This window comes from Ruegeria sp. BHSA118, from assembly GCF_059613405.1.
Genome location: NZ_JBXWSM010000024.1, coordinates 1 through 23,425, shown reverse-complemented (window position 1 = coordinate 23,425; position 23,425 = coordinate 1). Strand labels below are relative to the sequence as shown.

Genomic DNA, 23,425 nt, shown 5'->3' with positions numbered 1-23,425 from the left:
AGACTTTCCGCATACCCGGCTTTATTTTAATCTGTAAGTTATTGAAAAAAATCATTGCGCCCCTAGAATGCTTTCGATCCAAAGCAAGAAAGCACCAGGGTAACGGTTTTGTCATCAGATCTCGAAACAGCCCGTCGTTTAAAGTTGATTCGGACGACCAAAGGCCTCAGTCAACGTGAAATGGCCAAACGCGCTGGAGTCGGTAGCGGGACGATTTCACAAATCGAAAGCGGATCGACGCAACCTTCCGTGGCACTGCTCAAAAAGATCCTTACTGCAGTAGACGTCAACTTAGGCTTTTTCTTCAGTTTTGAATTGCAAAAAGAGGAGTCGTTCTTTTATCCGCACGAAAGAATGCGCGACTTAGGATCACCTGGAGTCTCCTATTTGCTTGTCGCAGGAGAGCGCCGAGACAGAAAACTCCAGATGCTCATAGAAGAGTACGATGTCGGTGCCGACTCGGGCCGATCTGAACTGTCGCACGAAGGAGAGGAATGTGCGGTTGTGATAGAGGGCCGTCTTGAAGTCACAGTAGATGGGCAGTCCAGGGTTCTGGGCCCCGGGGACGCGTACTACTTCTCAAGCATATTGCCACACAGGTTTCGGAATGCCGGTGACACGCCATGCAAAGTGATCAGCGCATGTACTCCTTCGTCGTTCTGACTCAATTGAAAGAGCTCTTTTGTGAGCATTCTCAATATTTCGCGGGATGGTCAAATTCGACGACCAACTTAGAATGTAGAAATGAAATCGACATTCACAACCAGGGGCCATTTGTCGAATTTCTTACGCGATCCCGGACGGCGAACTCTCTTCAGATTTCGCGTTTGCAGCGAATGGCCGGTTTGATGAAGCTGCTCTGCGGCACCGTCTTGCAAGATGAACGACCGGTTGGGGCCGTTCTTACCGAACGGAGAACGCGCGATCGGGCACATCGCACTGTCTACGAAGTCTGCATTGAGACCGGAACAGGTAATTGTTTGGCGCAAAGAGCTCACAACCGGCGAACTCGCAAGTCACTCTGGAATACCCGCCTTCCTAAGGCCTTCTGCCCACCGTTCTATCGCCGCAACATCATTCCGGTTCTTACTGGCTCGCCGGACGTACTCCGAAATCGTGAAACTTGGGCTTTTGCGAAGAAGATCTTTGACGGCCTCTTTGGTCTCGTTGGGTGGCCCGAGTTCACCCAACGCGCGTACAAGGCTTTCCATACAACGCACGTCGTCAGGGGTCTTGCGGAGGCAATCGACAGCGACGTCTTTTGACGCCTTGTAGTCGCCCAGTGCAAAAAGGCCCTGCGCAAGGACAGCTCCTGTAAAGACTGGACTCAGATGAGGATCGAGTGACCAGGCGAACTGCATGGTCTCAACAGATCCCTCGTAGTCTCCTACGCTGAGTAAGATGACTGAGACGGGCGCTAACACCTCCGGATCATTAGGTGCTATCTCGCGCGCATGTTGCGCTGCAAGTGCCGCACCTTCGTAATCGCCCTTCATTCTTAGCGACATTCCGTAAACCGCCCCGGCGAATGGATCTTCGGGTGCGATTTGGACCGCACGGGCAGCGGCTTCAAATACCCTCTCCGCAGTATCTGGTTGTGCGTATTCGTCGCTCACGCGGCTTGTAAAGAAAAACTGCTCCACTTGTGCAAGTAATGAAAACGCTTTTGCATAGTCCGGGTCGGTCTTGTTCGCGCGATACAAGAGCTTCCGCGCTTCTGTCATGGCTTCAATATTGTTTTGGCGGAAAAGTAACCTCGCACGAGACGTCAAAGGATCTGTTGCAAACATTTTGCAATTGACGCTCAAGAACACAGAGAGTGAATAGCGGCCGGTGTAATTCAGCCGAAAGTCAGTTCATGATTTCTTTCAAGGGTGCGCAATATCCGAAGGATGTGATCCTATTCGCGGTCTTCTTCTACGTTCGATATGGTGTTTCATACCGTGACCTGGAGGAAATCATGGGTGAGCGCGGTGTTTCGGTGGACCACACTACACTGAACCGCTGGGTGAAGAGATACTCTAGCGCGATTGCTGAGGCCGCGCGTCGCCGCAAAAAGTCTTGCGATCGTTCTTGGAGAATGGACGAGACCTACATCAAGGTGAAAGGGGCGTGGGTATACCTATACCGAGCTGTCGACAAGCACGGTAAGACGCTTGATTTCATGCTTTCGCAGCGTCGAAACAAACCTGCCGCCACCAAATTCTTTGCTCGGACACTGGAGGTCAACGGACTCCCGAGAAAGATTGTCATCGACAAAAGCGGAGCTAACACGGCTGGCATCAAGGCCATAAACAAGATGTTGAAAGGCTTCGGTTGCCCGATCCCAATTGAAATGGTCAGGCGGAAATACTTGAACAACATTGTGGAACAGGACCACCGCTTCATCAAGAGACGCACGCGCCCGATGCTGGGGTTCAAAGCCTTCGCATCAGCAGCAGCAACTTTGGACGGAATCGAAGTGGCGCACATGATCCGCAAAGGTCAACTCACGCCCGGACTCTGTCCGTTTCGCCAGTTCGCAGAACTTGCCTCTTAAACCTGCTGCTACAGCACGTTCTCTTCTTCTAACCTAAACTTCGCAACAGAACCGTTTCACATAATTTTGCTTACCGGTCACAAGGCCGAAGCCTAAGCGCCGAGGTGCTGTAAATAGTGCCCATCAACTTGTAACACCCTAATATCAATTGACGCCGGTCGCGCTAGTCACACTTGCGTTCCACACCAATCCACTTATGAAAGTGCCGTCAAATGACCTAAGGGAAAGCTTGCAATGCGCATGCGCGATACGTTCATCAAACCGATGCATCCCGAAGGCATTCGGTTTGTCGCAATCTTTGCTGCCATAACGGTCGGTCTGTTTCTCTTGTCCGACATTCTGGGCTGGATTGGCGTCTGCTTCACGGTTTGGTGCTACTATTTCTTTCGCGATCCTGAACGTGTGCCACCGACAGAAGAAGGCCTGATTGTTAGCCCGGCGGACGGGGTGGTTTCGCTGATCGAACCTGCGGTACCGCCGAAAGAACTTGGGATGCCCGACACACCTCTCACCCGTGTCAGCGTGTTCATGAGTGTCTTCAACTGTCATGTGAACCGGACCCCCATTGAAGGGGAGATTACCGCAGTTGCTTACCGCCCCGGCAAGTTTTTCAATGCATCCCTGGACAAGGCCAGTGCCGATAACGAGCGCAACAGCTTGCGTATTCGTATGACAAACAATCAGGATCTGGCTGTTGTCCAGATTGCTGGTCTGGTGGCCAGACGGATCGTCTGCTTCGTAAAACCAGGCGAAGCGCTTAATACCGGAGAGCGATTTGGATTGATCCGGTTCGGGTCTCGGCTGGATGTTTACCTTCCGGATGGCGTGGATCCAAAAGTGCGTGTCGGACAAACGATGATTGCGGGTGAAACCGTCCTTGCCAGTTTTTCTATGTCTGAAGAAAAATAGGTAGGCGGATCAATGGGAGACCCCCCCAAACAGGAAGAGACCGGGTTTGCGCTAATCCATTTGCTGCCCAATGCGCTGACCATAACGGCCATTTGCGCGGGCCTGTCAGCAATCAGATTTGGTGTTCAGGGTAACTACGTACTCGCGGTCCAGTTGATAATTGCTGCCTGCGTGCTTGATGGATTAGATGGGCGCATTGCGCGCCTGCTTAGCAGTGACAGCAAGCTGGGGGCCGAGCTTGACTCTCTTGCAGATTTTCTGAACTTCGGGGTCGCGCCACCGCTCGTTCTCTATTTCTGGGCCTTGCAGGATATACGCAGCGCGGCGTGGATTGCCGTTCTGTTCTTTGCTGTGTGCTGCGTCATGCGCCTTGCCCGGTTCAATGTGAGCAGCAAATCCGAGACATGTGATCAGGACAGTGCCTATTTCGAGGGGGTCCCCGCCCCTGCGGGGGCGCTTCTGGTCATGTTGCCAATGTATTTGTCTTTCGCTTTCGCCGATGCCCCGTTGCTGCCGAGTGTATTGATCTGCCTTTACATGGTGATCATCGGTCTTCTGCTCATCAGTCGCATACCAACATGGTCTTTCAAGGCCACGCGGATTTCCCGCGAGAACGTAAAGTTTTTGCTCATCGGTGTCGCTGTTGCGGGGGCGGCGCTGCTGACATTTGCCTGGGCCACGCTGATCGCGCTTTGTGTCGGGTATGTGGGAATGGTCGCCTGGGCATGGCTCGACAGGGAATTACCTTCTAACCTTTAAGGACTTAATATGGACATCAAGGCCGTTCAAACCTCTTACGCTCGCTGGGCGCCCGTCTATGACAGGACGTTTGGGGCTGTCACCAATGTCGGGAGACAGCACGCGGTTGAATACATCAATAGGCGTCCCGGCAAGGTTCTGGAGGTTGGCGTGGGCACCGGACTGTCCCTGGAACATTACGGGGCCGAGACGCTGGTGACAGGGATCGATTTCAGCGAAGACATGTTACAAAAGGCCCGCGACAAGGTTCAGGCCATGTCACTAAAGCATGTCAAAGCACTGGTGCAAATGGATGCTCGAACGATAGAATTTCCCGACAACCATTTCGACACGGTTGCAGCGATGCATGTGCTGTCCGTCGTTCCGGAACCGGAAACGGTGATGGCGGAAATAGCGAGGGTCTGCAAACCGGGTGGCAGAGTGGTGATCACCAACCATTTCCAACGTAAGCGGGGGCTGCTTGCATCTATGGAACGCATATTTGCCCCGCTGGCAAATACTATCGGCTGGCATTCTGATTTCGAGATCGAGACGGTGCTGCAAGAGGATATGCTTGCCGTCGAAGAGCAAAGGCCCCTTCCGCCGCTGGGGATGATGACCTTTCTGGTTTTGAGAAAATCGGCAGTTGATTAACGGTTCTAAATAAACAGGAGACAGCAACAAGAATGGAATTGAGCAACATCATTATTACTCGTTAATTTACAGTGGTTTAGATTTCGGTCGGTAACGATGAAGTATCAAAGTGATCAGCCCCACTTGAGTGGTCCAATTTGATTGTTAGTGCATGACTGGCCTTTGGTCCATCTGGACGATGGTTTCCGGGGCCGGTGGGCGGTAGCCCAGAGCACTGTGTGGTCGTTTGGTGTTGTAGTGTTTCCTCCATTGTTCGATCAGGATTTGTGCTTCACGCAGGCTGTAGAAGATTTCGCCGTTCAGGAACTCATCCCGGAACCGGGCGTTGAAGCTTTCGCAGTATCCATTTTCCCATGGTGACCCTGGTTCGATGTAAGCTGTCTTGGCTCCAACCGCTTTGATCCAGTTCTGCACGGCCTGGGCAACAAACTCCGGGCCATTGTCTGAGCGAATGAATGACGGGATGCCGCACAGGATGAACAGATCACTCAAGACGTCGATGACATTGCCTGAGTCGAGTTTGCGATCCACGCGGATCGCTAGACACTCTCGGCTGTATTCGTCGATGATGTTCAGCGTGCGGAACGCCTTTCCGTCATCCGTGCGGCAATAGACAAAGTCATAGCTCCAAACATGATCGCGACGTTCAGGTCGCAATCGAACGCATGAACCGTCATTCAGCCAAAGCCGTCCTTTCTTTGGTTGTTTCATTGGCACTTTCAGCCCCTCTCGCCGCCACAGCCTTTCGATCCGTTTGTCGTTAACCTGCCACCCAGCATCTCTCAGCAACGCAGCGATCCGACGATAGCCGTATCGACCATATTGCCGGGTCAGCTCGATCATATCCGCCACCAGTCGCTCTTCGTCGGGGCGGCCGACAGGTGCTTTGCGTTGTGTGGATCGGTGTTGCCGCAAGACGCGACAGGCTCGCCTCTCTGAGACGTTCAACTCGTTGCGAACACGATCAATACAAGCACGGCGACGAGCGGGGCTCAGAAGTTTCCCTTTGCGGCCTCCGCTAAGATTAGTTTGTCCAAAGTCAGATCCGATACCGCCTTTCTCAGCCGTTCGTTCTCCTTTTGAAGACGCTTCAGTTCCTTCAATTGATCTGTGCCCATTCCACCGTACTTCTTCTTCCAGCGATAGAATGTCTGTTCCGTAACACCAATCTGCCGGATCGCATCAAGACGCGGCATTCCTTGCCCCGTCAGAACCTCAACTTGCCGTAACTTCGTGACAATCTCCTCTGGCTTCGGTCGTTTGTTTGCCATGTGTTTCCTCCGTTTTCCTAAACATAGCGGAGGACCACTTCAGTGGGGAAAGACCAACTCTGAGCCTGAAAACTAAGAGGCTTTTAGGTTTCAGCAGACAGATGAGTCGGGGCTTCCAAACGAGTTATGCTGTATGGCCCAACCGCGTCTGAAGCGACAAAATCGTTGGATCTTCAAGTACTTCACGTATCCCCAAAACAAATATAACCGCAGCCGCACTGTTTCCAGATACGGCTGCGGTTCAGTTGTCCAATTGAGTGAGGGGGTTTGGGATCAGACAACCATTATGTTGTTTGCTTTTTTGTTTTGATTTCCAATCTGGCTCAACAAAAGAGAGGGGGCATCTTTCATTGTTAAAATGACCATACAAACAACGCTTCTTTCTCTAGCTTGCCGGATTGCATTACTGCCCGGCAAGGCGTTGGTTATATTCCGTGCGAGAGCTTGAAACGATTGCGTACCATTCTCCCGTCTCGCGCATCTCTGTCAGGCCCTTGTTCAACAAAGAGAGATAAACGCGGCCACGCGGATTGGATTTGTGGGTCACAAACTGAAGCGCCTCCAGCTTGGAAAGGTTCGGGTTGGGTTTGACCACACCAACAGCGTCTGGAACCTGAGCTATCGCAGCATTGCCACTTTCCAGATCCAGCGAAACCATGTCAGCTGTCCCGTCTAGCAGAGCAGTGATACAATCTACCGACTCGGCCGGCCTGATATACTCAATAATCGGCGGGACAAGCCCTTCGACAGACAGATCATCAGTTGACCAACCTTCAGGCCGGCAGACCTTGGCTCCCGCATAGTCAGCAAATGATTTGACGTTTGCGTATTCATTGTCGGGAAGCGACCAATAGGCCGTAACGGTTTCATAAATCGGCAGTGAAAAGTCCAGTTCCCGACAACGTCGCTGGCCTTCATCATCCAGCTTGTCAAAACTGTCACAATCAGGCTCTGTCCACGCGATCGACACGTCGAATGCGCCAACGGGCAGCAGAGTATCCATGTGAGAAGCCCAGTCGTCGACATAGCTGACGCTGTACTCGCGATCATTTCCACCGCGATTTAGTGCCGTCGTCGCGATACGCACCAGCATACCACCGCCATCAAATTCCTCACTTGTAAAAGGCTCCCAACCGTTACCACTTACCAGTTTTATTGGCGGATGAAACGAATTCGAGGTCTTCTTTCTCTTCGCTTGAATTTCTTCTTGCTCAGCGATTACGTCTTCAGCACTGCTTTCAGCATTGATGCTACCGTCTTCACAAGGGATGTTAAGGACAAGGCCTTCTTTCAGTTCATTGGGGCTGCCAACGATCACATCCCGGTTCGCATTGAAGATTGACTGATAGTCAAAGGTACCAAAGGCCGCTTGGGCAATGGACCCCAAACTATCGCCAGACTTAACGGTATACGAAGTACATGCCTGCTGTGCAGTGGCAACAACAGGTAAGGAAATCACTGTTGCGGTGAACAAAGCTAAACTTATGGCACTCTTCGGTGGCACTGACATTTCTATCTCCTCTTCAATTGCTTGCCAGAGACACTTGGAGGTAAACTGGCTTCACTTGATTGTTTCCAATTTGGGACCACACTTCGTATGAAGTGAGACCAAATCGAGCAGTGAGAAAGAAACCTTTTTGGCTATATTGTAGCGCGCGCGGCCTCACAACCAGAACTCCTGCCAACGTATTCCTTTGGGTTATTAAATGTCTGTGTTGGCCTCCCTACCCGGGATACTCATCCATGTGATAGGGTTTCGGAGACCTGAAATTGGCAAACAAGCGATCGAATGTCTTTGCCCCTTAAAATTGGGCCACTACTTTGGCTGAGAAGGGGGAACAAGGGATGGCTCGGAAGCGATACTCGGACGAAGACATTCTGAAGCTGCTGCGTGAGATTGAACTGAAGCTGGCAGATGGCGATGATGTTCGGACAGCCTGTCGTGGTGTCGGTGTCAGCGATGCGACCTACTACAATTGGCGGCGTCGGTTCGGTGGCATGGGCAAGTCGCAACTGTCGGAGTTGCGCAGCCTGGAGAAAGAAAATACCCGGCTGAAGAAGATCGTGGCCGAACTGGAACTGGACAAGCTGATCCTCAAAGAAAGTCTGAACTACCTAAAACCGAGGGCCTGACGACGGACAATATTTAGCAAATTTGTGTGGTGAATTTTCAAGTATGCGTGTCAGCTAGGGAAGCATCATCCGTGACAGTCGTCCAGAAAGAGGGAAGAAGCAGGCCTGCAATGAGTGGTAAATGTCGGGCTTCCCATCAAAGATGGATGTCACGACATTCCCATTCTCATCTGCCGCTGGAAACCAACCGCCATGCTTATGATCCACGAACGTATCACTCGCATAGGTCCAGAGCTTCCTGTACCAAATCTCGTCTTCCGGCATTTTGTCCAAAGCAACCAGAACCGCAACTGCCCCAATTGCTTCGGTGACTGGCCACCAAAACCGGGAGTTGTTGGCAACGCGACCATCAAAATCAAGCGTGTAAGCCAAGCCGCCGCCGGGTAGCCAGGCATCACTCAAGGCCTGTTCGATCAAGCAGCGTGATGTTTCCGGAGCGTCGGACTCCGGCCGTCCCGACAGATCCCAGTGCTGAAGCTGAAGCCGACCTAGCTCAAAGGAATGACCCGGGGTTGTTCCGGCAGGCCTGAACATCGGGTCGCCGGCATAGTCACGATCAATCTGCCATTCGGATGTGTAATGCTCGGGCAGCCGCCAGTTTTCGCTGGGGGCAATCTTGGCGATGAAGAAATCCAGAATACGACCGGCGCGGGTGAGATAGATTTCGTCCCCTGTCGCCTGATACGCCGCAAGCAATGCTTCGACACCATGCATATTTGCGTTCATTCCACGATAGGTGGAAAAAGGTGTCCAATCCCTATTCCACTCGTCGCAAAATAATCCCGCGTCTTCCTCCCAGAAATGCTGATCCAAGACCTCGCGAACATCCGCCATCAGGCGGTCTGCATCCGGGTGGCCCGCCAGTTTCGCGCTTGCAGAGGCAAGAAGAACAAAGACATGCCCGTAGGCGAGCTTGCGATCATCCTTGATCTGATCACCCTCCAGCGCCCAGAGATACCCGCCATGTTCCCGATCTTTGTGGTGGCTTTCGAGATATGCCATGCCGTGATCAATGATCTGTTCAGCGCCCTGAAAACCTGCAAGATGCCCCAATGAATAGGAATGAACCAGACGCGTTGTCGTGTGCAATTCTTGAAGCAGGCCGGGCTGTGTACTGCCATCGTGACCAAGGGTGAAGAACCCAGGCCCATTTCGGCAACTCGTGCTGAAGAACTCAAGCTGCCGCATGGCCTCATCCATCAACCATGTGCGGTGATTGGAGGTTTCAAGCCAAAACCCAGGCTCGGAATGCGCACCGGGAGGCAGAGGTTGGTCTTTGATCATCTTTATTATCCGGCGAGGGGTGTAATGTAGCGTGCGCCGCGGCCCGGCATCAACGCTCGCGCCGCATGCAGAATTGCGTTCACGTCAATTCCATGCAGATGATAGGTGTCTTCCACTGTTGCAGCTTGTCCAAAATGCTCCACACCCAGAGATTTAGTGCGGTGCCCGTGCACGCCACCAAGCCAGCTGAGACCCGCCGGATGGCCATCGGCAACGGTCACCAACCCAGCGTCACGCGGCACATTGGCGAACAGTTTCTCGACATGTGAAAGCGCCGCGCTGTCACCACGTTGTCGGGCGCGCTCGGCAGCCTGCCATCCTGCGTTCAGCCGATCTGCGGATGTCACAGCCAATACAGCAACGTCGCGAACGTCTTCAGATAGTAGTCCTGCGGCCTGAATGGCCTCCGGCGCGACAACACCTGTGTAGGACAGCACGACTGCACTTGTTGCTGTAGGGGGTCTCATCCAGTACCCACCAGCGATTATGTCCTGCACGAGGTCATCGGTCATTTCGCGCCCGATCTGTTCCTGCGGAACCGTGGACAAGCGCAGATACACAGATCCGCCCTTTTCGTCGCGTAGCCAGTTTTGTTCAGCCTGCGGTGCTGCGCCATCCCGTTGCATGTATTCGAACCCCCAACGCATGATCACGTTAAGCTCGTCCGCATAAGCAGGCTCGAACGTTGCAAGCCCGTCCTGTGCAATACCGATTAGAGGTGTCGAAATGGATTGGTGTGCTCCGCCCTCATGGCTAAGCGATACACCAGAGGGGGTTGCAGCCAGCATGAAACGCGCATCCTGATAACAGGCATAGTTCAGCGCATCGAGCCCACGGCATATAAACGGATCATAGACCGTCCCGACCGGAAATAACCGCTCGCCAAACAATGAATGAGACAGACCTAGCGCGCCTAGGAACGTGAACAGGTTGTTCTCAGCGATGCCAAGTTCAATATGCCGCCCGTCCCTATGCCTGCGCCACTTTTGTGTCGAAGGGATTTCCTGATCGCGAAACACATCGCTTTGCTCAGCTTTTGCAAACAGGCCAGTCTTGTTGATCCAAGGACCGAGGTTGGTAGAGACCGAAACATCAGGTGATGTGGTAACAATCCGCTCGGCGAGGGCCGGAGCTTCACTGGCGATGGCCGACAGTATCTGCCCAAACGCTTCCTGGGTGGAGGCTACGTCCTTGATCCTTGGCCGGGCCACTTCATCAACCTGGATCGGGTTAGCGATGTGGCGGCGACGCCCCTTGTCATTAAAAGGGACATTGTTCAGAAACGCCTGAACGTCTTCTTGGTCAACACCGATGCCCGCAAAGCGTTCCCATTCATGGCCCGCATCTATCCCCAAATCATCGCGCAGACCTTCAATCTGCGCCGTGGTCATGATCCCGGCGTGGTTGTCCTTATGTCCAGCAAGGGGCAGCCCGTGACCTTTCACCGTGTAGCAGATAAAACATACCGGGCGATCGTGATCGATAGCTTTCATCGTCTTGGACATCAGTGCCGCATCATGCCCCGCCAGATTGCCCATCAACTGTGCCAGTGTGTCATCATCATGATCCGCGACCAGGGCCAACGCTTCATTGTTGCCCGCGAAATCCTGCTCCAGCTGAGCGCGCCATGCAGCACCACCTCTGAACGTCAGAGCTGAATAAAGCGCGTTTTCACAGCGATCGATCCAATCGCGCAAATACTCTCCGCCGGGTCGCTTGAAAGCGGCTTGCATGAGCGAGCCGTATTTCAGTTCGATCACCTCCCACCCGCAGGCGAGGAATATATCGCGGAACCTTGCGTTCAAACCTTCGGTGACGACGCCATCAAGCGATTGCCGGTTATAGTCGATGACCCACCAGCAATTGCGCAGGTCGTGTTTGGCGCCTTCGAGAAGCGCCTCATAGATATTGCCTTCGTCCAGCTCAGCATCGCCAACCAACGCAATCATTCGGCCTTTGGGCTGGTTGAGCCATCCGTGACCGGCCAGATAGTCCTGCGTCAGGCTGGCAAACGCCGTCATTGCAACACCCATCCCGACCGACCCGGTCGAGAAGTCGACATCATCCTTGTCCTTGGTGCGCGATGGATAGGGTTGTGCGCCTCCAAGGCCGCGGAAATCCTGCATCTGCTGCAGGCTCTGGTTTCCAAGAAGATACTGGATCGCATGGAAGACCGGGCTCGCGTGCGGTTTGACTGCAACGCGATCCTCGGGTCGCAGCACATGGAAATAAAGCGCGTTCAATATCGCATTCATCGAAGCCGATGATGCCTGATGGCCACCCACCTTGATCCTGCCTTTGGCACGAATGTTGTTGGCATTGTGGATCATCCACGATGACAGCCAGAGCGTCTTTTTCTCAAGCGCTGCCCGAATTTCAATTTCGTTTATCATCTCAAGCGACCTGTCGCAACGCTTTGCCGTCCTTGGCAAAAAGATGCGCGTTTTCCGTCTGAATGCGCAGACCAAGCTGTTCGCCAGACTTTACGGGGATATTGCCATGTTTGCGCACCATCATTGACCCAATGCCTTCGACGTTGGCATAGATGTTCGTGTCCGAGCCCAGATGTTCAACAACATCAGCCACGGCCGAAAGATCACCTGTGCCATTGTCCACGACATCAATATGCTCTGGTCTTATGCCCAGCTCTTTCGCCTGTGCAGTAAGAAGTTGATCGGGAAGTTCGATTTCGGCTCCGTTTCCGGCGGTCACACCTGTATCGGTTCCAGTGACAGGCACGACATTCATGGTGGGTGAGCCGATGAACTGCGCAACAAATTTGTTGGCCGGACGTTGGTAAAGTTCCAACGGGCTGCCGACCTGTTGGATATCACCATCGTTCAGAACAACGATCCTGTCTGCCAGCGTCAATGCTTCGACCTGATCATGTGTCACGTAGATCATGGTTGCGCTGAGTTTTTGATGTAGCCGCGCTATCTCCAACCGCATCTCGACACGCAGCGCCGCGTCGAGATTGGACAGAGGCTCGTCAAACAGGAAGGCCTGCGGATCACGGATGATGGCTCTGCCCATGGCAACCCGCTGACGTTGTCCGCCCGAAAGGGCCTTGGGCAAGCGATCCGTCAGGTTGGATAGGCCCAAAGTTTCCGCCGCCTGGGCGACCTTTGATTTGCGTTCCGCTGCCGGATCTTTGCGGATTTCCATCGAGAAACCCATATTCCGCGCGACATCCATATGCGGATAGAGAGCGTAGGATTGGAACACCATCGCGATGTCCCGATCCCTTGGTCTAACATCGTTCATACGCTCGCCATCAATCAGGAAATCGCCGTTTGATATCGGCTCAAGACCGGCAATCATGCGTAGCAGAGTGGACTTGCCGCAGCCCGAAGGACCCACCAGAACGATGAACTCACCATCCTGGATCTCAAGGTCGATGTTGCGCAGGACCTCAACGGATCCATATCGTTTTGCAACGTCACGAAGTTCGATACGTGCCATGATCTGGCCTCCTATCCTTTGACCGCGCCGGACGTGAGGCCCTGCACGAGATAGCGTTGAATGAAGATGAAGAAGAGACAGCTTGGGATCAGCGCCAGCACACCGGCCGCCATCATTTGCCCCCAATCGACCGAGAACTTGGAAACGAACGTTAACAAGCCGACCGGGAAGGTCATTGCGTCGTTCTTCGAAATCAGCATCAGCGCAAACAGCAACTCTGACCATGCTGCGGTAAAAACAAATCCTAACGTCGCCCCGAGACCGGGCAATGTCAGCGGGAACACCACTTTGCACAGCGCCTGAAATCGCGAACAGCCATCCATCATTGCCGCGTCTTCCAGATCTTTGGGAATACCGTCAAAGAAGGACTGCATCAGGAATGTTGCAAAGGGGATGTTGAATGCAGTGTAGACGACGATCAGGCTTGTCAGTGAATTCAGCAGTCCGAGGTCTGCGACGATCTTGTAGATCGGTGCAATGATCATCAGCAGCGGGAACATCTGGGTGACCAGCATCAATGCAATGATGATCCGTTTGCCCGCAAATACGAAGCGTGAAAAGGCATAGCCCGCCCCGGCTGCGAACAGAGTGGTAAAGAAGGCTGCCCCCAGTGACACCACCAAAGAATTCCGAAAATAGGCCACAAAGTCGGTTTGAAATATGACCGTCGTGAAATTCGAGAAAGTGACCTCACTTGGAAACAGCCGGGTGCCTTCCGAATAGATCAGCGCATCTGGCGTCAATCCGATCTTGAGCAACCAATAAAGCGGGAACAGCGCAAAAATCAGATAGAACGCAAGCGCAGCGTATTTTCCCACGATCAATGCGGGGTTGGGTTTTTTGACGGCTGACATGGCCAACTCCTCAGATCTTTACCAGCTTCTTACGAAGCCAGAGTAGGATGGTGGCGTAGATCAGCAGGATCACCAGAAGTGCCACGGCAATGGTCGACGCGTAGCCAAAATCCAGTTTGCGGAAGGCCGTGGTGAAGATGTAGGTCGACAGAATTTGTGTCGAATTTGCAGGCCCGCCACCGGTCATCACGTAGATCAGATCAGCAAAGTTGGCGATCCATATCGTCCGGAGCATCACGGTGATCGCGATCATCGGAGCAAGGAATGGCAAGGTAATCTTGGTGAACGTCTGCCATGGGGTCGCACCATCCACTTCTGCAGCCTCATACAGCTCACCGGGTATCGACTGCAACGCCGCCAGCAGCGTGATGGCAAAGAACGGCACACCGAACCAGATATTCGCAGTGATCGGTCCCCACATCGCAAGTTTGGGATCACCAAGGATGTTGTAAGGCTCTGACAGAATGCCAAGTGCTGCCAGCCAATGCGGCAATGGACCGATGACGGGGTTGAAAAGCCACGCCCATGTCAGCGCGGACAAAAAGGTCGGTACGGCCCAGGGCAGAAAAACAAGAGCCTGAAAGAGTTTCTTTCCGAAGAATTGAGTGTTCAGAAGCATGGCAAGGCCGAGGCCAAGCAGAAACTGGAACGTTATCGACCAGAAGGTCCAGAACAGTGTGTTCTCCATCGCGATCCAGAACTTAAGGTCGCTCCAGAGATCGACGTAGTTTTCGAACCCGATCCAGCCAGAGGCAAAAGGCTTCAACAGCTCAATGGATTGGAACGAGTAGGAGATCCCGATGATCAGGGGGATCATGATCACCGCACCGATCAGAAGGATTGCCGGCGACAGATAGAAGAACGGCTCGACCATATATTGCAGGTAAAGCGAGCGTCGTGCCCGGGTTTCCCCGGGCCTGACAGTTTTTTGAACGCGAGCAATCACTGGTTTGCCTTCCATTTTGCGTGCTCGTCAGTGAGGAACTCAGCCCATTCATCCGCGACGTCCTGAGCGCTGCGCTGCCCCAACAAGGCTTCCTGGCTGGTTTCCAACAGAAGCGTGCTGCCAAAATAACCCCACTGCTCAAGGTTGGTTGGCATTGTGGTCGGCACATATTGCTCGCCATTCAGTTCCTCGAACCAGCCTTTGAACTGCTCGGTCTGGAAATGCGGATCCTGATCGGCGCCCTTGTGGATCGGAATAACGCCAACCCGTTTGGCCCATGTGGCATTGGCCTCCGGCGAGGACAAGGCCGCGACCAGATCAAAGGCTTCTTCTTCGTGTTCGGTCGCGTTGAAAATCGACCAGCCTGCAAAACCAATGGTCGGGAAAGCTTTGCCCGAGGGTCCAACTGGCATTGGAATGACCGCAAAATCTTCTGCAGGCATCCGCTCGGCAATGGCGATCAGCGCGTCGGGGTCCTGATCAAGGAATGCACAGGTGCCGGAATAGAAACCGGCCACGATTTCGTTGAAACCCCAGCTGACGCTGTCCTTGGGTGCATATCCGTTCTGATACATGTCGATCATGAACTGGATGCCTTCGACCGAGCCGGGCTCATTGATGCGGCTGACGCCATCTTCTGTGAAGAAATCGTTGGTGCCGTTCATGGCTGCGGCGAACATGATCCAGCCATTGGTGCCACCGGGACCACCGCGCAAACAATACCCGTATTTGCCGTCAAGTTCTGAAACCGCAGCCGAAGCTGCCATGAACTCTTCCATCGTTGTCGGAGGGGTGTCGACACCCGCTTCGGCCAGCAGTTTCTTGTTGTAGAACATCGCCCGCAGGTAGAAGCCGTACGGGATCATATAAAGATCACCAGCCTGGCTGCCCATTGCAACGGTCTTGTCGGTCAGCGTCGCCCCATGGTCCCATCCAGCCACATGGTCTTTGAGGCCGACCAGCTGGTCGGATCCGGCATAGAGCGCCTGCCACGTGTCGGGCATTTCAACAACATCCGGTATGTCGCCGCCCGCCACCATTGTGGCCAGCTTTTCGAATGCGTTGCCCCAGGGGAGCGATACAATCTCAACCGTGACGTCAGGATTGTTGGCCTCAAACTCGTCGACGATCCCCTGAAGCACTTCAGTACGCTCGGGGCTTGTGATCACCTCAACCAGTTTCAGTGTGGTTTCGGCATACGACGCCGATCCCATCAGCACGGCAGCAGCTGTCATTCCCGCTAATAGTTTTTTCATGTTTTCCTCCAGTTGGTTTTGATTTCTACGTCGGGGCGCAGTTCTAAGCGGCGCTTTTTGCGAGTGCTGATGTGAAATCGGTCCACAGATCATCCGCGGACTCGAGCCCAAGATTCAGGCGCACCAGATTGGGTGAGACACCAAACTTTTGCATTGAATTCTGCTCGCCCGCCTGAGCAAGACCGACGCGCGCCGGCAGGATCAGGCTTTCAAAGCCACCCCAGCTCACGCCGAGGCGGAACAGGTTCAACGCATCTGAAAACTTTGCGATGTCTACACTGTCATCGAACTCGATCGACATTAGTCCAGATCGCCCCGCCAACCCGGGAACGTCGTTGGCGCCGGGTGAATTGACCTGCCGAACTTGTGGAATAGTGGCCAGACGATCAACGAACATGTTGGCCGTCGCCTGATGTTGCATCATGCGTGCACTCAAAGTCCGCAAGCCTCGCGTCAGCAGGAAGGCCTCAAAAGGCGCCAGCTTCGCACCGAGCAAAGGAAGGGTCAGATCACGGATGCGGGCGATATGGTCCAGGGAGGAGACCACCACGCCCGCAACCGTGTCCGAGTGCCCCGAAATATATTTCGAGGCTGAGTGGATGACGATATCTATGCCCATTGTGAGGGGGCGTTGAAACACCGGGCTCGCCCAGGAATTGTCGATCATCGTCAACACGTTGTGACGTTTGGCATGTTCGGCGACACGACGTAGATCCATTGCCTCGAAAACGACCGATCCGGGGCTTTCCAGATAGGCCAGTGACACATCAGCAAGCAGATCCGGGTCGTTTTCAAACCGTTCCGGTGCGTAATACTCAATGTGTACTCCGAACGGGCGCAACATGCGTTCCAGAAACCGGAATGTATCCGGATAGACATGCTCGACACAGGCGATCCGATCGCCAGGTTTGACAAATGCCAAGAGCGTTGAGGAAATGGCCGCCATCCCGGAAGCAAATCCAACAGCGGTTTCCCCTTGCTCGGCTTGAGCCATGAGTTTTTCAAACGCTGCGACGGTGGGATTTTCGACGCGGGTGTAGATCGCGGCATCCGATCGACCCGCCATCCTGTCTTCGAAACATTGGTAGCTATCGAACGTAAACAGTGAGGTTTGAACGATCGGAGGCGCCACCGCCCCATCTGGGTCTGGATGTACCGCTGCAAGGAGGGTTGCGATATCTTTGTGATCAGACATTCTGGCTCTCCATGATCTGGAGAATTTCCGCTTCGACCATGTCCATGATCTCGCCGACAATCCGCGCAGCTTCGTCAGCATTCCCCGAGACAACCGCCTCGGCAAGCTTTGTGTGAATTGGGATTGTCGCCTGACCCAGATGCGGCTGACCGAACGGCGCTTCGTAAACTTCATTGAAGCCTTGCTGGATCTGACGGATCAATTGCCCGAACAAAGGATTTCCGCAAGCGTCGTGCAGTGATGAATGGAACCGATAGTCAGCCTGACGCCAGTCTTCACCAGCGGCATGAGTGGCTATGAGCTCGGCAACACGGGCAGTAATCAACAGTCCTTGCGCCTCAGTGCAATTCAGCGCCGCCAGCCGTGCCGCTTCGATTTCCAAGGGTCGGCGCACAGCGTGGGTTCGCAACAAGCTCTCTGCTTCTAGTTTCAATGTCAGAGGAAGGTGAATCGCATTCGCTGACACTTCGGCCGCCAAACGTGTTCCGGCTTTCTTGTTGCGAACAACGATGCCCATGTTCTGCCAACTCGTCAGGGCTTCTCGGACCTTTGCCCGACCAATACCAAGGCGGCGTGCGATTTCAATTTCGGGAGGCAGACGGTCGCCAATCTTTAGGCCTTCCGCATCAATCATCGAGGACAGCGTATCCAGAACATCCCGGCTGGTGCTGCCGGAGGGCAACTCCTTAAGCGAGTTTCCCGCGTCATCGCTCCGTTTTTGCGGTGGTAAATTTTCTGTCACGTGCGGTGGCTCCGAATCAAGTTGCCTCCAACAATACAATTAATGTCCGACAAAATATACAATAATGTCGGACATTATCAAATCAGTGCCACCGAAAAGGAAATGCGTGGATCAGAACTGACACTGAGGGCCTCTTGCGGATCATGCTCGCGACTTCGCTTCCATCCCTAATTGCCGCACCAGATACAAATCGACGTCTCGGCTTTAGAGACATCCAGTCCGACAAAACGCTGTTCCATCTTGCTCTCCTTTCGCTGTCTCAATGCAATCTTGCACCAACCAAGAGAGCAGTTGCTCAATTACTCAGAGTTTCGTTCATTCTCGAAGAACGGTCAGCGGGAGGCTTTTCGACGACGTGCTGCTTCTGAGATGGCAACAGAGTATTGTTCTGTCTCATACTTTAGTTCCCACCTGTCGGATAAAGCGTCGTTTTGGTAGCGCATGCTCGGATGAGACAGGAGCAGACCGTGACAATCTCATTCGAGGGCGCAGACTTTCCGAAAGAAGTGATCTTGTATAGTGCTTTCTTCTATCTCCGATACAGAGTGTTAAATCGGGATTTGGAAGAAATCATAGCGGGACGAGGCGTTGTACTGGATCACGCAACTCTGAACCGATGGGTGAACAGATACGCCTTCCATCAATAACACCTGCGCTTTCGTCCGCACTAATCTGGGCGGATGTTAACGAAAGCATTTGGGTCAATTCTACTCACTCATAACCCACCAAAGTGAGTCAATTTTGCGTGCTAGTTCACAGGCAAAGCCGACGTTTGTCCTTATGAACCGATGATCCTGTTCGATCATGTTGTTCAAAAATTTGGACCTGATCGTCTGTACTTTGGCTAGCAACTGTATTTCTCAGACGGTCTGAGACGTCCATTTTTGCTGCGATTTGCAGAGAGCATTCACGATTGTGACGAGCTTTCGGGCGACTTCCGTGATAACGACTTTATGCGGTTTTCCCGCTTTGCGCAGACGATCAGCGAAGACCTTGAGGACTGGATTGTGGTGGCTGGCGACGAGAGCGGCCTGGAACATCACGTGCCGTAGCAATCGCCGCCCACCTCCGATGGCGCGCTTGCCTCGCATCGCGCCACTGTCGTGTGCAATGGGCGCGAGGCCGGTGAGCGCGGCAGCCTGCTCGCCTGTGATTTGACCAAGTTCTGGCATTTCCGCGATTAGCATCGTACTGGCAACCGGGCCAATCCCGGGAACTGAGCGCAGGCCTAGTGGTTCAGAATCTTGCTCAGAAAATCCTGCGCTCGATTACTTTCCGGGTTTCCAAAAAACTGCTCGGTGGGACGGTCTTCAACAACCAGACCAGCATCCATGAACACCACCCGATCCGCCACCTTGCGTGCAAAGCCCATCTCGTGCGTGACAACCATCATTGTCATACCGTCCTTTGCCAGTTCGACCATCACATCCAGAACCTCATTGATCATTTCCGGATCAAGGGCCGAAGTCGGTTCATCAAACAGCATCGCAATCGGGTCCATAGCCAGCGCCCGGCTGATGGCGACCCTCTGCTGCTGTCCACCTGAAAGCTGCCCGGGAAATTTTTCGATATGTGGCAGGAGCCCAACCCGATTGATCAGAGCTTCAGCTTTGGCGTTGGCCTCGTCGCGTGACCGGCCCAGGACTTTCTGCTGACCCAGACAAAGGTTCTCGCGCACGCTCATATGTGGGTAAAGTTCAAAGTGCTGGAACACCATACCAATGCGCGAGCGCAGCTTGGTAAGATTGGTGCCTTTTGCGGTTACATCCACGTCTTCAACCTGAATGCGGCCCTGCTGCACCGGCTCCAGCCCGTTAACGCATTTGATAAGGGTGGACTTTCCTGATCCGGACGGACCGCAGACCACTACAACCTCGCCTTTTTTGACGTTGGTGGTGCAATCGGTCAGCACCTGAAAGTTGCCGTACCATTTAGAGATGTTTTCAATGCTGATCATGCTGTTTTGGCCTTCTGAAGGTGCCGGACAACAAGTGAACCGGCGAAGCAAATGCTGAAGTAGACAAGGGCGGCGAAGATATACATCTCAGCAAGCCGGCCCTCGGTTCGGGCGACAATAGATGAGGCGGTCATGAAGTCGCGCAAGCTGACAACAAAGACAAGGCTGGTATCCTGGAACAGAATGATGCCCTGCGTCACAAGGATCGGGATCATGTTCCGGAACGCCTGTGGCAGGACCACATAGCGCTGGATCTGCCAGTAGCTGAGGCCAGTGGCCTGTCCGGCATGCACCTGTCCTTTGCGGACTGACTGAATGCCTGCCCGGATAATTTCTGAATAGTAGGCCGCCTCGAACATGACAAAGGCGATCAGCGCCGAATAGAAGCCGCCAATCGGCCGACCCAAAGCAAGAGGCACCAGGAAGTAGAACCAGAAGATCACCAAAATCAGCGGCACCGAGCGGATCAGGTTCACATAACCTGCGGCGAGCAGAGCCAATGGCGCGATACCAGATAGCCGCATCAAGGCAAGGCCGGTCCCCAAAATGATACCGCCGATCACAGCAAGAAAGGTCAGCCATAGCGAGAGCTGCAAGCCCTGCCACAGAAATGGAAGATTGTTCCAGATGACGGAAAGATCAAAATCACCCATAATTCAGCCTTTTCCGACAAAACCCGGGATGCGGGTGTATTTTTCAAGTGTCTGCGCGATGACTGTCGCACCAAGAGCGATGACGACGTAGATGACCGTCGCTGCGGTAAAGGCCTCAAATCCTTGAAAAGTGTATTCCGCGATCTGCTGGCTTTGCGCCGTCAGTTCAAGAAGGCCGATGGTCAGCGCCAGTGAGGAATTCTTGAAGATGGTCAGGAATTCAGAGGTCATCGGCGGCACGATCAGCCGGAAGGAAATCGGCAACAGCACATAGCGATATGTCTGCGCAGTCGAGAAGCCATTGGCATAGGCTGCGCTGGTCAACCCGTGACCGACGGCATTGATCCCGGCACGAACCTGTTCGGCAACGCGGCTTGCGGTGTAAAGTCCTAGACCGATAACAGCCGTAACATACTCGGGATTTGGCATGTCCCGCTTCATCCAACGACCCAGATCATCCGGAACGATCTCAGGCATGACGAAGTACCACAGGAACAGTTGTACAAGAAGCGGCACATTACGAAAAAGTTCAACGTAGGTGGTGCAAAGTAAGGCAACAGGCCGTGATGGCAGTGTGCGCCCGACGCCAATTAGAACACCGACGGCCAGCGCAAGAACCCAGGCCACAAGCGCGACCGCAAAGGTCCACCCCAGCCCCGATATCAGCCAGCCAAGGTATTCCTCTTCAAAGAGGACACCCCAGTTCCAGTTGTAGTTCATGCTTTCTACCCTGATAAAATGGTGCCGGGCCTCCCGCGCACGGTGCAGGCCCGACAGTGTTGCTACAGGAGGAGGTTATTCCGGCAGCGCATTAAGCTGGAACGCAGCCTTCAGCAGGTCTGTCTGACCGACACCCAGCGGATCGAACCACTTGGCATAGATGTCGTTGATCTCACCCGAGCGGAATACATCTGCCATAGCCTTCTTGCCGATCAGCTCAAAGGCGCTGTCGTCGCGGCGCACCATCAACGCATAGGGATCGAAAGACAGGAAATCGCCGACCACCGCGAAATCTTCGGGGGTCTTGGATTTTGCAATGAGCCCGAACAGAAGGATGTGATCCGTGGCATAGACATCCACACGATCAGTTTCCAGAGACAACATGCCCTCGGCATGATCCCGCACCGGAAGAACCTTCACGTCCAGCCCCAGCTCTTCAATTGCGGCCTTGACGGCACGCTCGTTGGTGGTGCCCTGCGCCAACGCAACGGCCTTGCCGCCCAGATCTGCAACCGAATTGATGCCGGAGTCTTTACGGACCATCAGTTTGGTACCGGTGATGAAGGTCGTGGGCAGATACTCGACCTGCTCCTGACGGGTCAGGTTGTTCGTGGTCGAGCCGCATTCAAGGTCAATCGTGCCATTGGCCATCAGTGCAATCCGGGTCTTGGGGTTCACCGGCACATATTTGATCGTCAGTTCCTTACCCAGCTCGGCGGAAACCGCTTCGACCACCTTCATGCAAAGGTCGATCGAATACCCAACCGGATTTTGGTTCTCGTCCAGATAGGCAAACGGAACGGAGCTTTCCCGGTGTCCAATGACAATTTCGCCCGAGGCGTCAATCTTGGCCAAAGTTCCCGTGCGATCCTCAGCCACAGCCGGAGCAGAAAAGGCCAAGGCAAAAGCCAATACGGCCGCTGGTTTCATATATTTCATGGTTTTCTCCCTTAGTTTCTGTTGCTTTTGTTAGTCCTGATAGCCCGGCAGATCGAAAATGCCGGAATATCCAAATAACGCTGCACTTCCACCGGTGTGCAGAAACACAACATTATCCATTCCTTCGAAGTAGCCTTTGCGAACTTGATCAATCAGGCCATCGAGCCCTTTGCCCGAATAGACCGGGTCAAACAAAAGCCCTTCGAGTTGAGCCAGTTTCAGAAGCGCCGCACGCATGCCGTCGGTCGGCAGGCCGTAGCCTGGGCCAACATAATCACAGTTCGCGCGCACCGAAGTACGTTCAATCACGGCCCCCATTCCAAGGTAATCCATGGTCTTGCAGGCCAGGTCATAGACCATGCCTTCCTGTTTCCCCTGAGGTGCCCGAACACCGATCCCAAGCAAGTGAATGTTGCTGCCAAGGGCAGCAAGTCCAGCCACCAGTCCTGCTTGGGTTCCCGCACTGCCGGTGGCATGAACCAGGGCGTCAATCTTGAGACCGATGTTTCCGGCTTGCTCTTCCAACTCGGCGGCACAATTCACATAACCCAACGCCCCAACGCGATTGGAGCCGCCGCCCGGGATGATGTAGGTCTTGCGGCCCTGATCTTGCAGCGTGCTGGCCAAGGCTTCCATTTCAGCGTTCATGTCGGCACCACCTGCTCGTTTGGAAACGGTTGCGCCATGTAGCTGATCCAGCAGAACATTACCGTTGAAATTATAAGTCTCGTCATTCGACCCGGTGCGATCCTCAAGCAGGATATGGCAGTTCAGCCCCAACCGGGCTGCTGCGGCTGCTGTCTGTCGTGCATGATTGGACTGGGTAGCGCCTTGCGTGATCACTGTGTCAGCACCCAGCTTCATGGCGTCGGCCATCAGAAATTCCAGCTTGCGAGTCTTGTTGCCGCCCGACGAAAGGCCCGTGCAGTCATCGCGCTTGACCCAGATGCGCGGCCCGCCCAGCTCGTTACTCAACCTTTCCAGCGGCTCCAAAGGGGTCGGAAAATGACCAAAACGCACACGTGGAAAGTTCTCAAGCGCGCGCCTTACAAGCGCGAGGTTGCCGCCCACTGCCATAGCACCTTCTGCCGCTGCGGTTTGCATTGTGTACATTCCCTTTACGTATTCTAAGTAAGGCTAAACGCAAAAAATCGTGTTGGATAATGCCAATAT

At 53.8% G+C, this 23,425-nt stretch carries 23 protein-coding genes and 1 pseudogene; 7 read left to right on the top strand and 17 right to left on the bottom strand.

All coding sequences use genetic code 11. The features are described 5' to 3' along the window. The first annotated feature begins 108 nt into the window (after positions 1–108). Positions 109–663 carry a cupin domain-containing protein gene (locus AC2FNN_RS09560; RefSeq protein WP_496758170.1) on the top strand — a complete coding sequence of 185 codons (555 nt, stop codon included), beginning with the start codon at positions 109–111 and terminating at the stop codon, positions 661–663. Between the two features lie 353 nt (positions 664–1,016). On the opposite strand, the gene AC2FNN_RS09555 is transcribed toward AC2FNN_RS09560, so the two are convergent. Further along, positions 1,017–1,790: a tetratricopeptide repeat protein gene (locus tag AC2FNN_RS09555; RefSeq protein ID WP_496758169.1), complete on the bottom strand. Its 774-nt coding sequence runs from the start codon at positions 1,788–1,790 to the stop codon at positions 1,017–1,019. Positions 1,791–1,858: 68 nt separating this feature from the next. On the opposite strand from AC2FNN_RS09555, the gene AC2FNN_RS09550 reads away from it, so the two are divergent. From AC2FNN_RS09550 to AC2FNN_RS09535, 4 genes are all read left to right on the top strand, one after another. Continuing rightward, the gene (locus tag AC2FNN_RS09550) at positions 1,859–2,539 is read left to right on the top strand and encodes an IS6 family transposase (protein ID WP_496758167.1); all 681 of its coding nucleotides are present in this window, start codon (positions 1,859–1,861) and stop codon (positions 2,537–2,539) included. A gap of 234 nt (positions 2,540–2,773) precedes the next feature. Further along, positions 2,774–3,448: a phosphatidylserine decarboxylase gene (locus tag AC2FNN_RS09545; RefSeq protein ID WP_496758166.1), complete on the top strand. Its 675-nt coding sequence runs from the start codon at positions 2,774–2,776 to the stop codon at positions 3,446–3,448. A 12-nt stretch (positions 3,449–3,460) separates the two neighbouring features. Further along, on the top strand, positions 3,461–4,207 hold the full coding sequence (gene pssA / locus AC2FNN_RS09540) for a CDP-diacylglycerol--serine O-phosphatidyltransferase (protein WP_496758164.1): 747 nt from the start codon (positions 3,461–3,463) through the stop codon (positions 4,205–4,207). A 9-nt stretch (positions 4,208–4,216) separates the two neighbouring features. Next, on the top strand, positions 4,217–4,840 hold the full coding sequence (locus AC2FNN_RS09535) for a class I SAM-dependent methyltransferase (protein WP_496758162.1): 624 nt from the start codon (positions 4,217–4,219) through the stop codon (positions 4,838–4,840). A gap of 144 nt (positions 4,841–4,984) precedes the next feature. Here the strand turns inward: AC2FNN_RS09535 and AC2FNN_RS09530 are convergent. Beyond that, a protein-coding gene (locus AC2FNN_RS09530) for an IS3 family transposase (protein WP_496758161.1) occupies positions 4,985–6,111 on the bottom strand; the annotation gives its coding sequence in 2 pieces (ribosomal slippage) (positions 4,985–5,847 and positions 5,847–6,111; 1,128 coding nt in all). 403 nt (positions 6,112–6,514) lie between these two features. Next, complete coding sequence (locus AC2FNN_RS09525) at positions 6,515–7,621, bottom strand: LysM peptidoglycan-binding domain-containing protein (protein WP_496758159.1); 1,107 nt, start codon at positions 7,619–7,621, stop codon at positions 6,515–6,517. Between the two features lie 335 nt (positions 7,622–7,956). Between AC2FNN_RS09525 and AC2FNN_RS09520 the strand changes: the two genes are divergently transcribed. Beyond that, the gene (locus AC2FNN_RS09520) at positions 7,957–8,244 is read left to right on the top strand and encodes a transposase (RefSeq protein WP_170703282.1); all 288 of its coding nucleotides are present in this window, start codon (positions 7,957–7,959) and stop codon (positions 8,242–8,244) included. Positions 8,245–8,298: 54 nt separating this feature from the next. Here AC2FNN_RS09520 and AC2FNN_RS09515 read toward each other — a convergent pair whose 3' ends face one another. The 8 genes from AC2FNN_RS09515 to AC2FNN_RS09480 are packed head-to-tail and all read right to left on the bottom strand — an operon-like array spanning position 8,299 to position 17,983. After that, complete coding sequence (locus AC2FNN_RS09515; protein WP_496758157.1) at positions 8,299–9,528, bottom strand: AGE family epimerase/isomerase; 1,230 nt, start codon at positions 9,526–9,528, stop codon at positions 8,299–8,301. Between the two features lie 5 nt (positions 9,529–9,533). Further along, a complete protein-coding gene (locus AC2FNN_RS09510) occupies positions 9,534–11,921 on the bottom strand; it encodes a thiamine pyrophosphate-binding protein (RefSeq protein ID WP_496758155.1) in 2,388 nt (795 codons plus the stop codon). Position 11,922: 1 nt separating this feature from the next. Beyond that, a complete protein-coding gene (locus tag AC2FNN_RS09505; RefSeq protein WP_496758153.1) occupies positions 11,923–12,990 on the bottom strand; it encodes an ABC transporter ATP-binding protein in 1,068 nt (355 codons plus the stop codon). 11 nt (positions 12,991–13,001) lie between these two features. Next, on the bottom strand, positions 13,002–13,844 hold the full coding sequence (locus AC2FNN_RS09500; RefSeq protein WP_496758151.1) for a carbohydrate ABC transporter permease: 843 nt from the start codon (positions 13,842–13,844) through the stop codon (positions 13,002–13,004). A gap of 10 nt (positions 13,845–13,854) precedes the next feature. Further along, entirely contained in the window at positions 13,855–14,805 is a 951-nt protein-coding gene (locus AC2FNN_RS09495) for a carbohydrate ABC transporter permease (protein WP_496758150.1), read from the bottom strand. After that, the gene (locus AC2FNN_RS09490; RefSeq protein ID WP_496758149.1) at positions 14,787–16,046 is read right to left on the bottom strand and encodes an ABC transporter substrate-binding protein; all 1,260 of its coding nucleotides are present in this window, start codon (positions 16,044–16,046) and stop codon (positions 14,787–14,789) included. Before AC2FNN_RS09490 ends, AC2FNN_RS09495 begins: the two co-directional genes overlap by 19 nt. 43 nt (positions 16,047–16,089) lie before the next feature. Next, on the bottom strand, positions 16,090–17,241 hold the full coding sequence (locus tag AC2FNN_RS09485) for an aminotransferase class I/II-fold pyridoxal phosphate-dependent enzyme (RefSeq protein WP_496758147.1): 1,152 nt from the start codon (positions 17,239–17,241) through the stop codon (positions 16,090–16,092). Continuing rightward, on the bottom strand, positions 17,234–17,983 hold the full coding sequence (locus AC2FNN_RS09480; protein WP_496758146.1) for a FadR/GntR family transcriptional regulator: 750 nt from the start codon (positions 17,981–17,983) through the stop codon (positions 17,234–17,236). Before AC2FNN_RS09480 ends, AC2FNN_RS09485 begins: the two co-directional genes overlap by 8 nt. A 467-nt stretch (positions 17,984–18,450) precedes the next feature. Here AC2FNN_RS09480 and AC2FNN_RS09475 point away from each other — a divergent pair. Beyond that, a pseudogene (locus AC2FNN_RS09475) lies at positions 18,451–18,618 on the top strand (IS6 family transposase); the annotation flags it as partial. A gap of 225 nt (positions 18,619–18,843) precedes the next feature. On the opposite strand, the gene AC2FNN_RS09470 reads toward AC2FNN_RS09475, so the two are convergent. The 6 genes from AC2FNN_RS09470 to cuyA all read right to left on the bottom strand — a co-directional run bounded on the left by AC2FNN_RS09470 (position 18,844) and on the right by cuyA (position 23,329). Beyond that, complete coding sequence (locus AC2FNN_RS09470) at positions 18,844–19,209, bottom strand: transposase (protein ID WP_496758204.1); 366 nt, start codon at positions 19,207–19,209, stop codon at positions 18,844–18,846. Between the two features lie 2 nt (positions 19,210–19,211). Then, complete coding sequence (locus AC2FNN_RS09465) at positions 19,212–19,940, bottom strand: amino acid ABC transporter ATP-binding protein (RefSeq protein ID WP_496758144.1); 729 nt, start codon at positions 19,938–19,940, stop codon at positions 19,212–19,214. Beyond that, positions 19,937–20,593 (bottom strand): amino acid ABC transporter permease, encoded by a 657-nt coding sequence (locus tag AC2FNN_RS09460; RefSeq protein WP_480484726.1) that lies wholly within the window; start codon positions 20,591–20,593, stop codon positions 19,937–19,939. Before AC2FNN_RS09460 ends, AC2FNN_RS09465 begins: the two co-directional genes overlap by 4 nt. A 3-nt stretch (positions 20,594–20,596) precedes the next feature. Continuing rightward, a complete protein-coding gene (locus AC2FNN_RS09455) occupies positions 20,597–21,313 on the bottom strand; it encodes an amino acid ABC transporter permease (RefSeq protein WP_480484727.1) in 717 nt (238 codons plus the stop codon). Between the two features lie 75 nt (positions 21,314–21,388). Then, positions 21,389–22,252 (bottom strand): amino acid ABC transporter substrate-binding protein, encoded by an 864-nt coding sequence (locus tag AC2FNN_RS09450; RefSeq protein ID WP_480484728.1) that lies wholly within the window; start codon positions 22,250–22,252, stop codon positions 21,389–21,391. A 30-nt stretch (positions 22,253–22,282) separates the two neighbouring features. Then, positions 22,283–23,329: a D-cysteate sulfo-lyase gene (cuyA, locus tag AC2FNN_RS09445; protein WP_496758203.1), complete on the bottom strand. Its 1,047-nt coding sequence runs from the start codon at positions 23,327–23,329 to the stop codon at positions 22,283–22,285. Positions 23,330–23,425 lie beyond the last annotated feature (96 nt).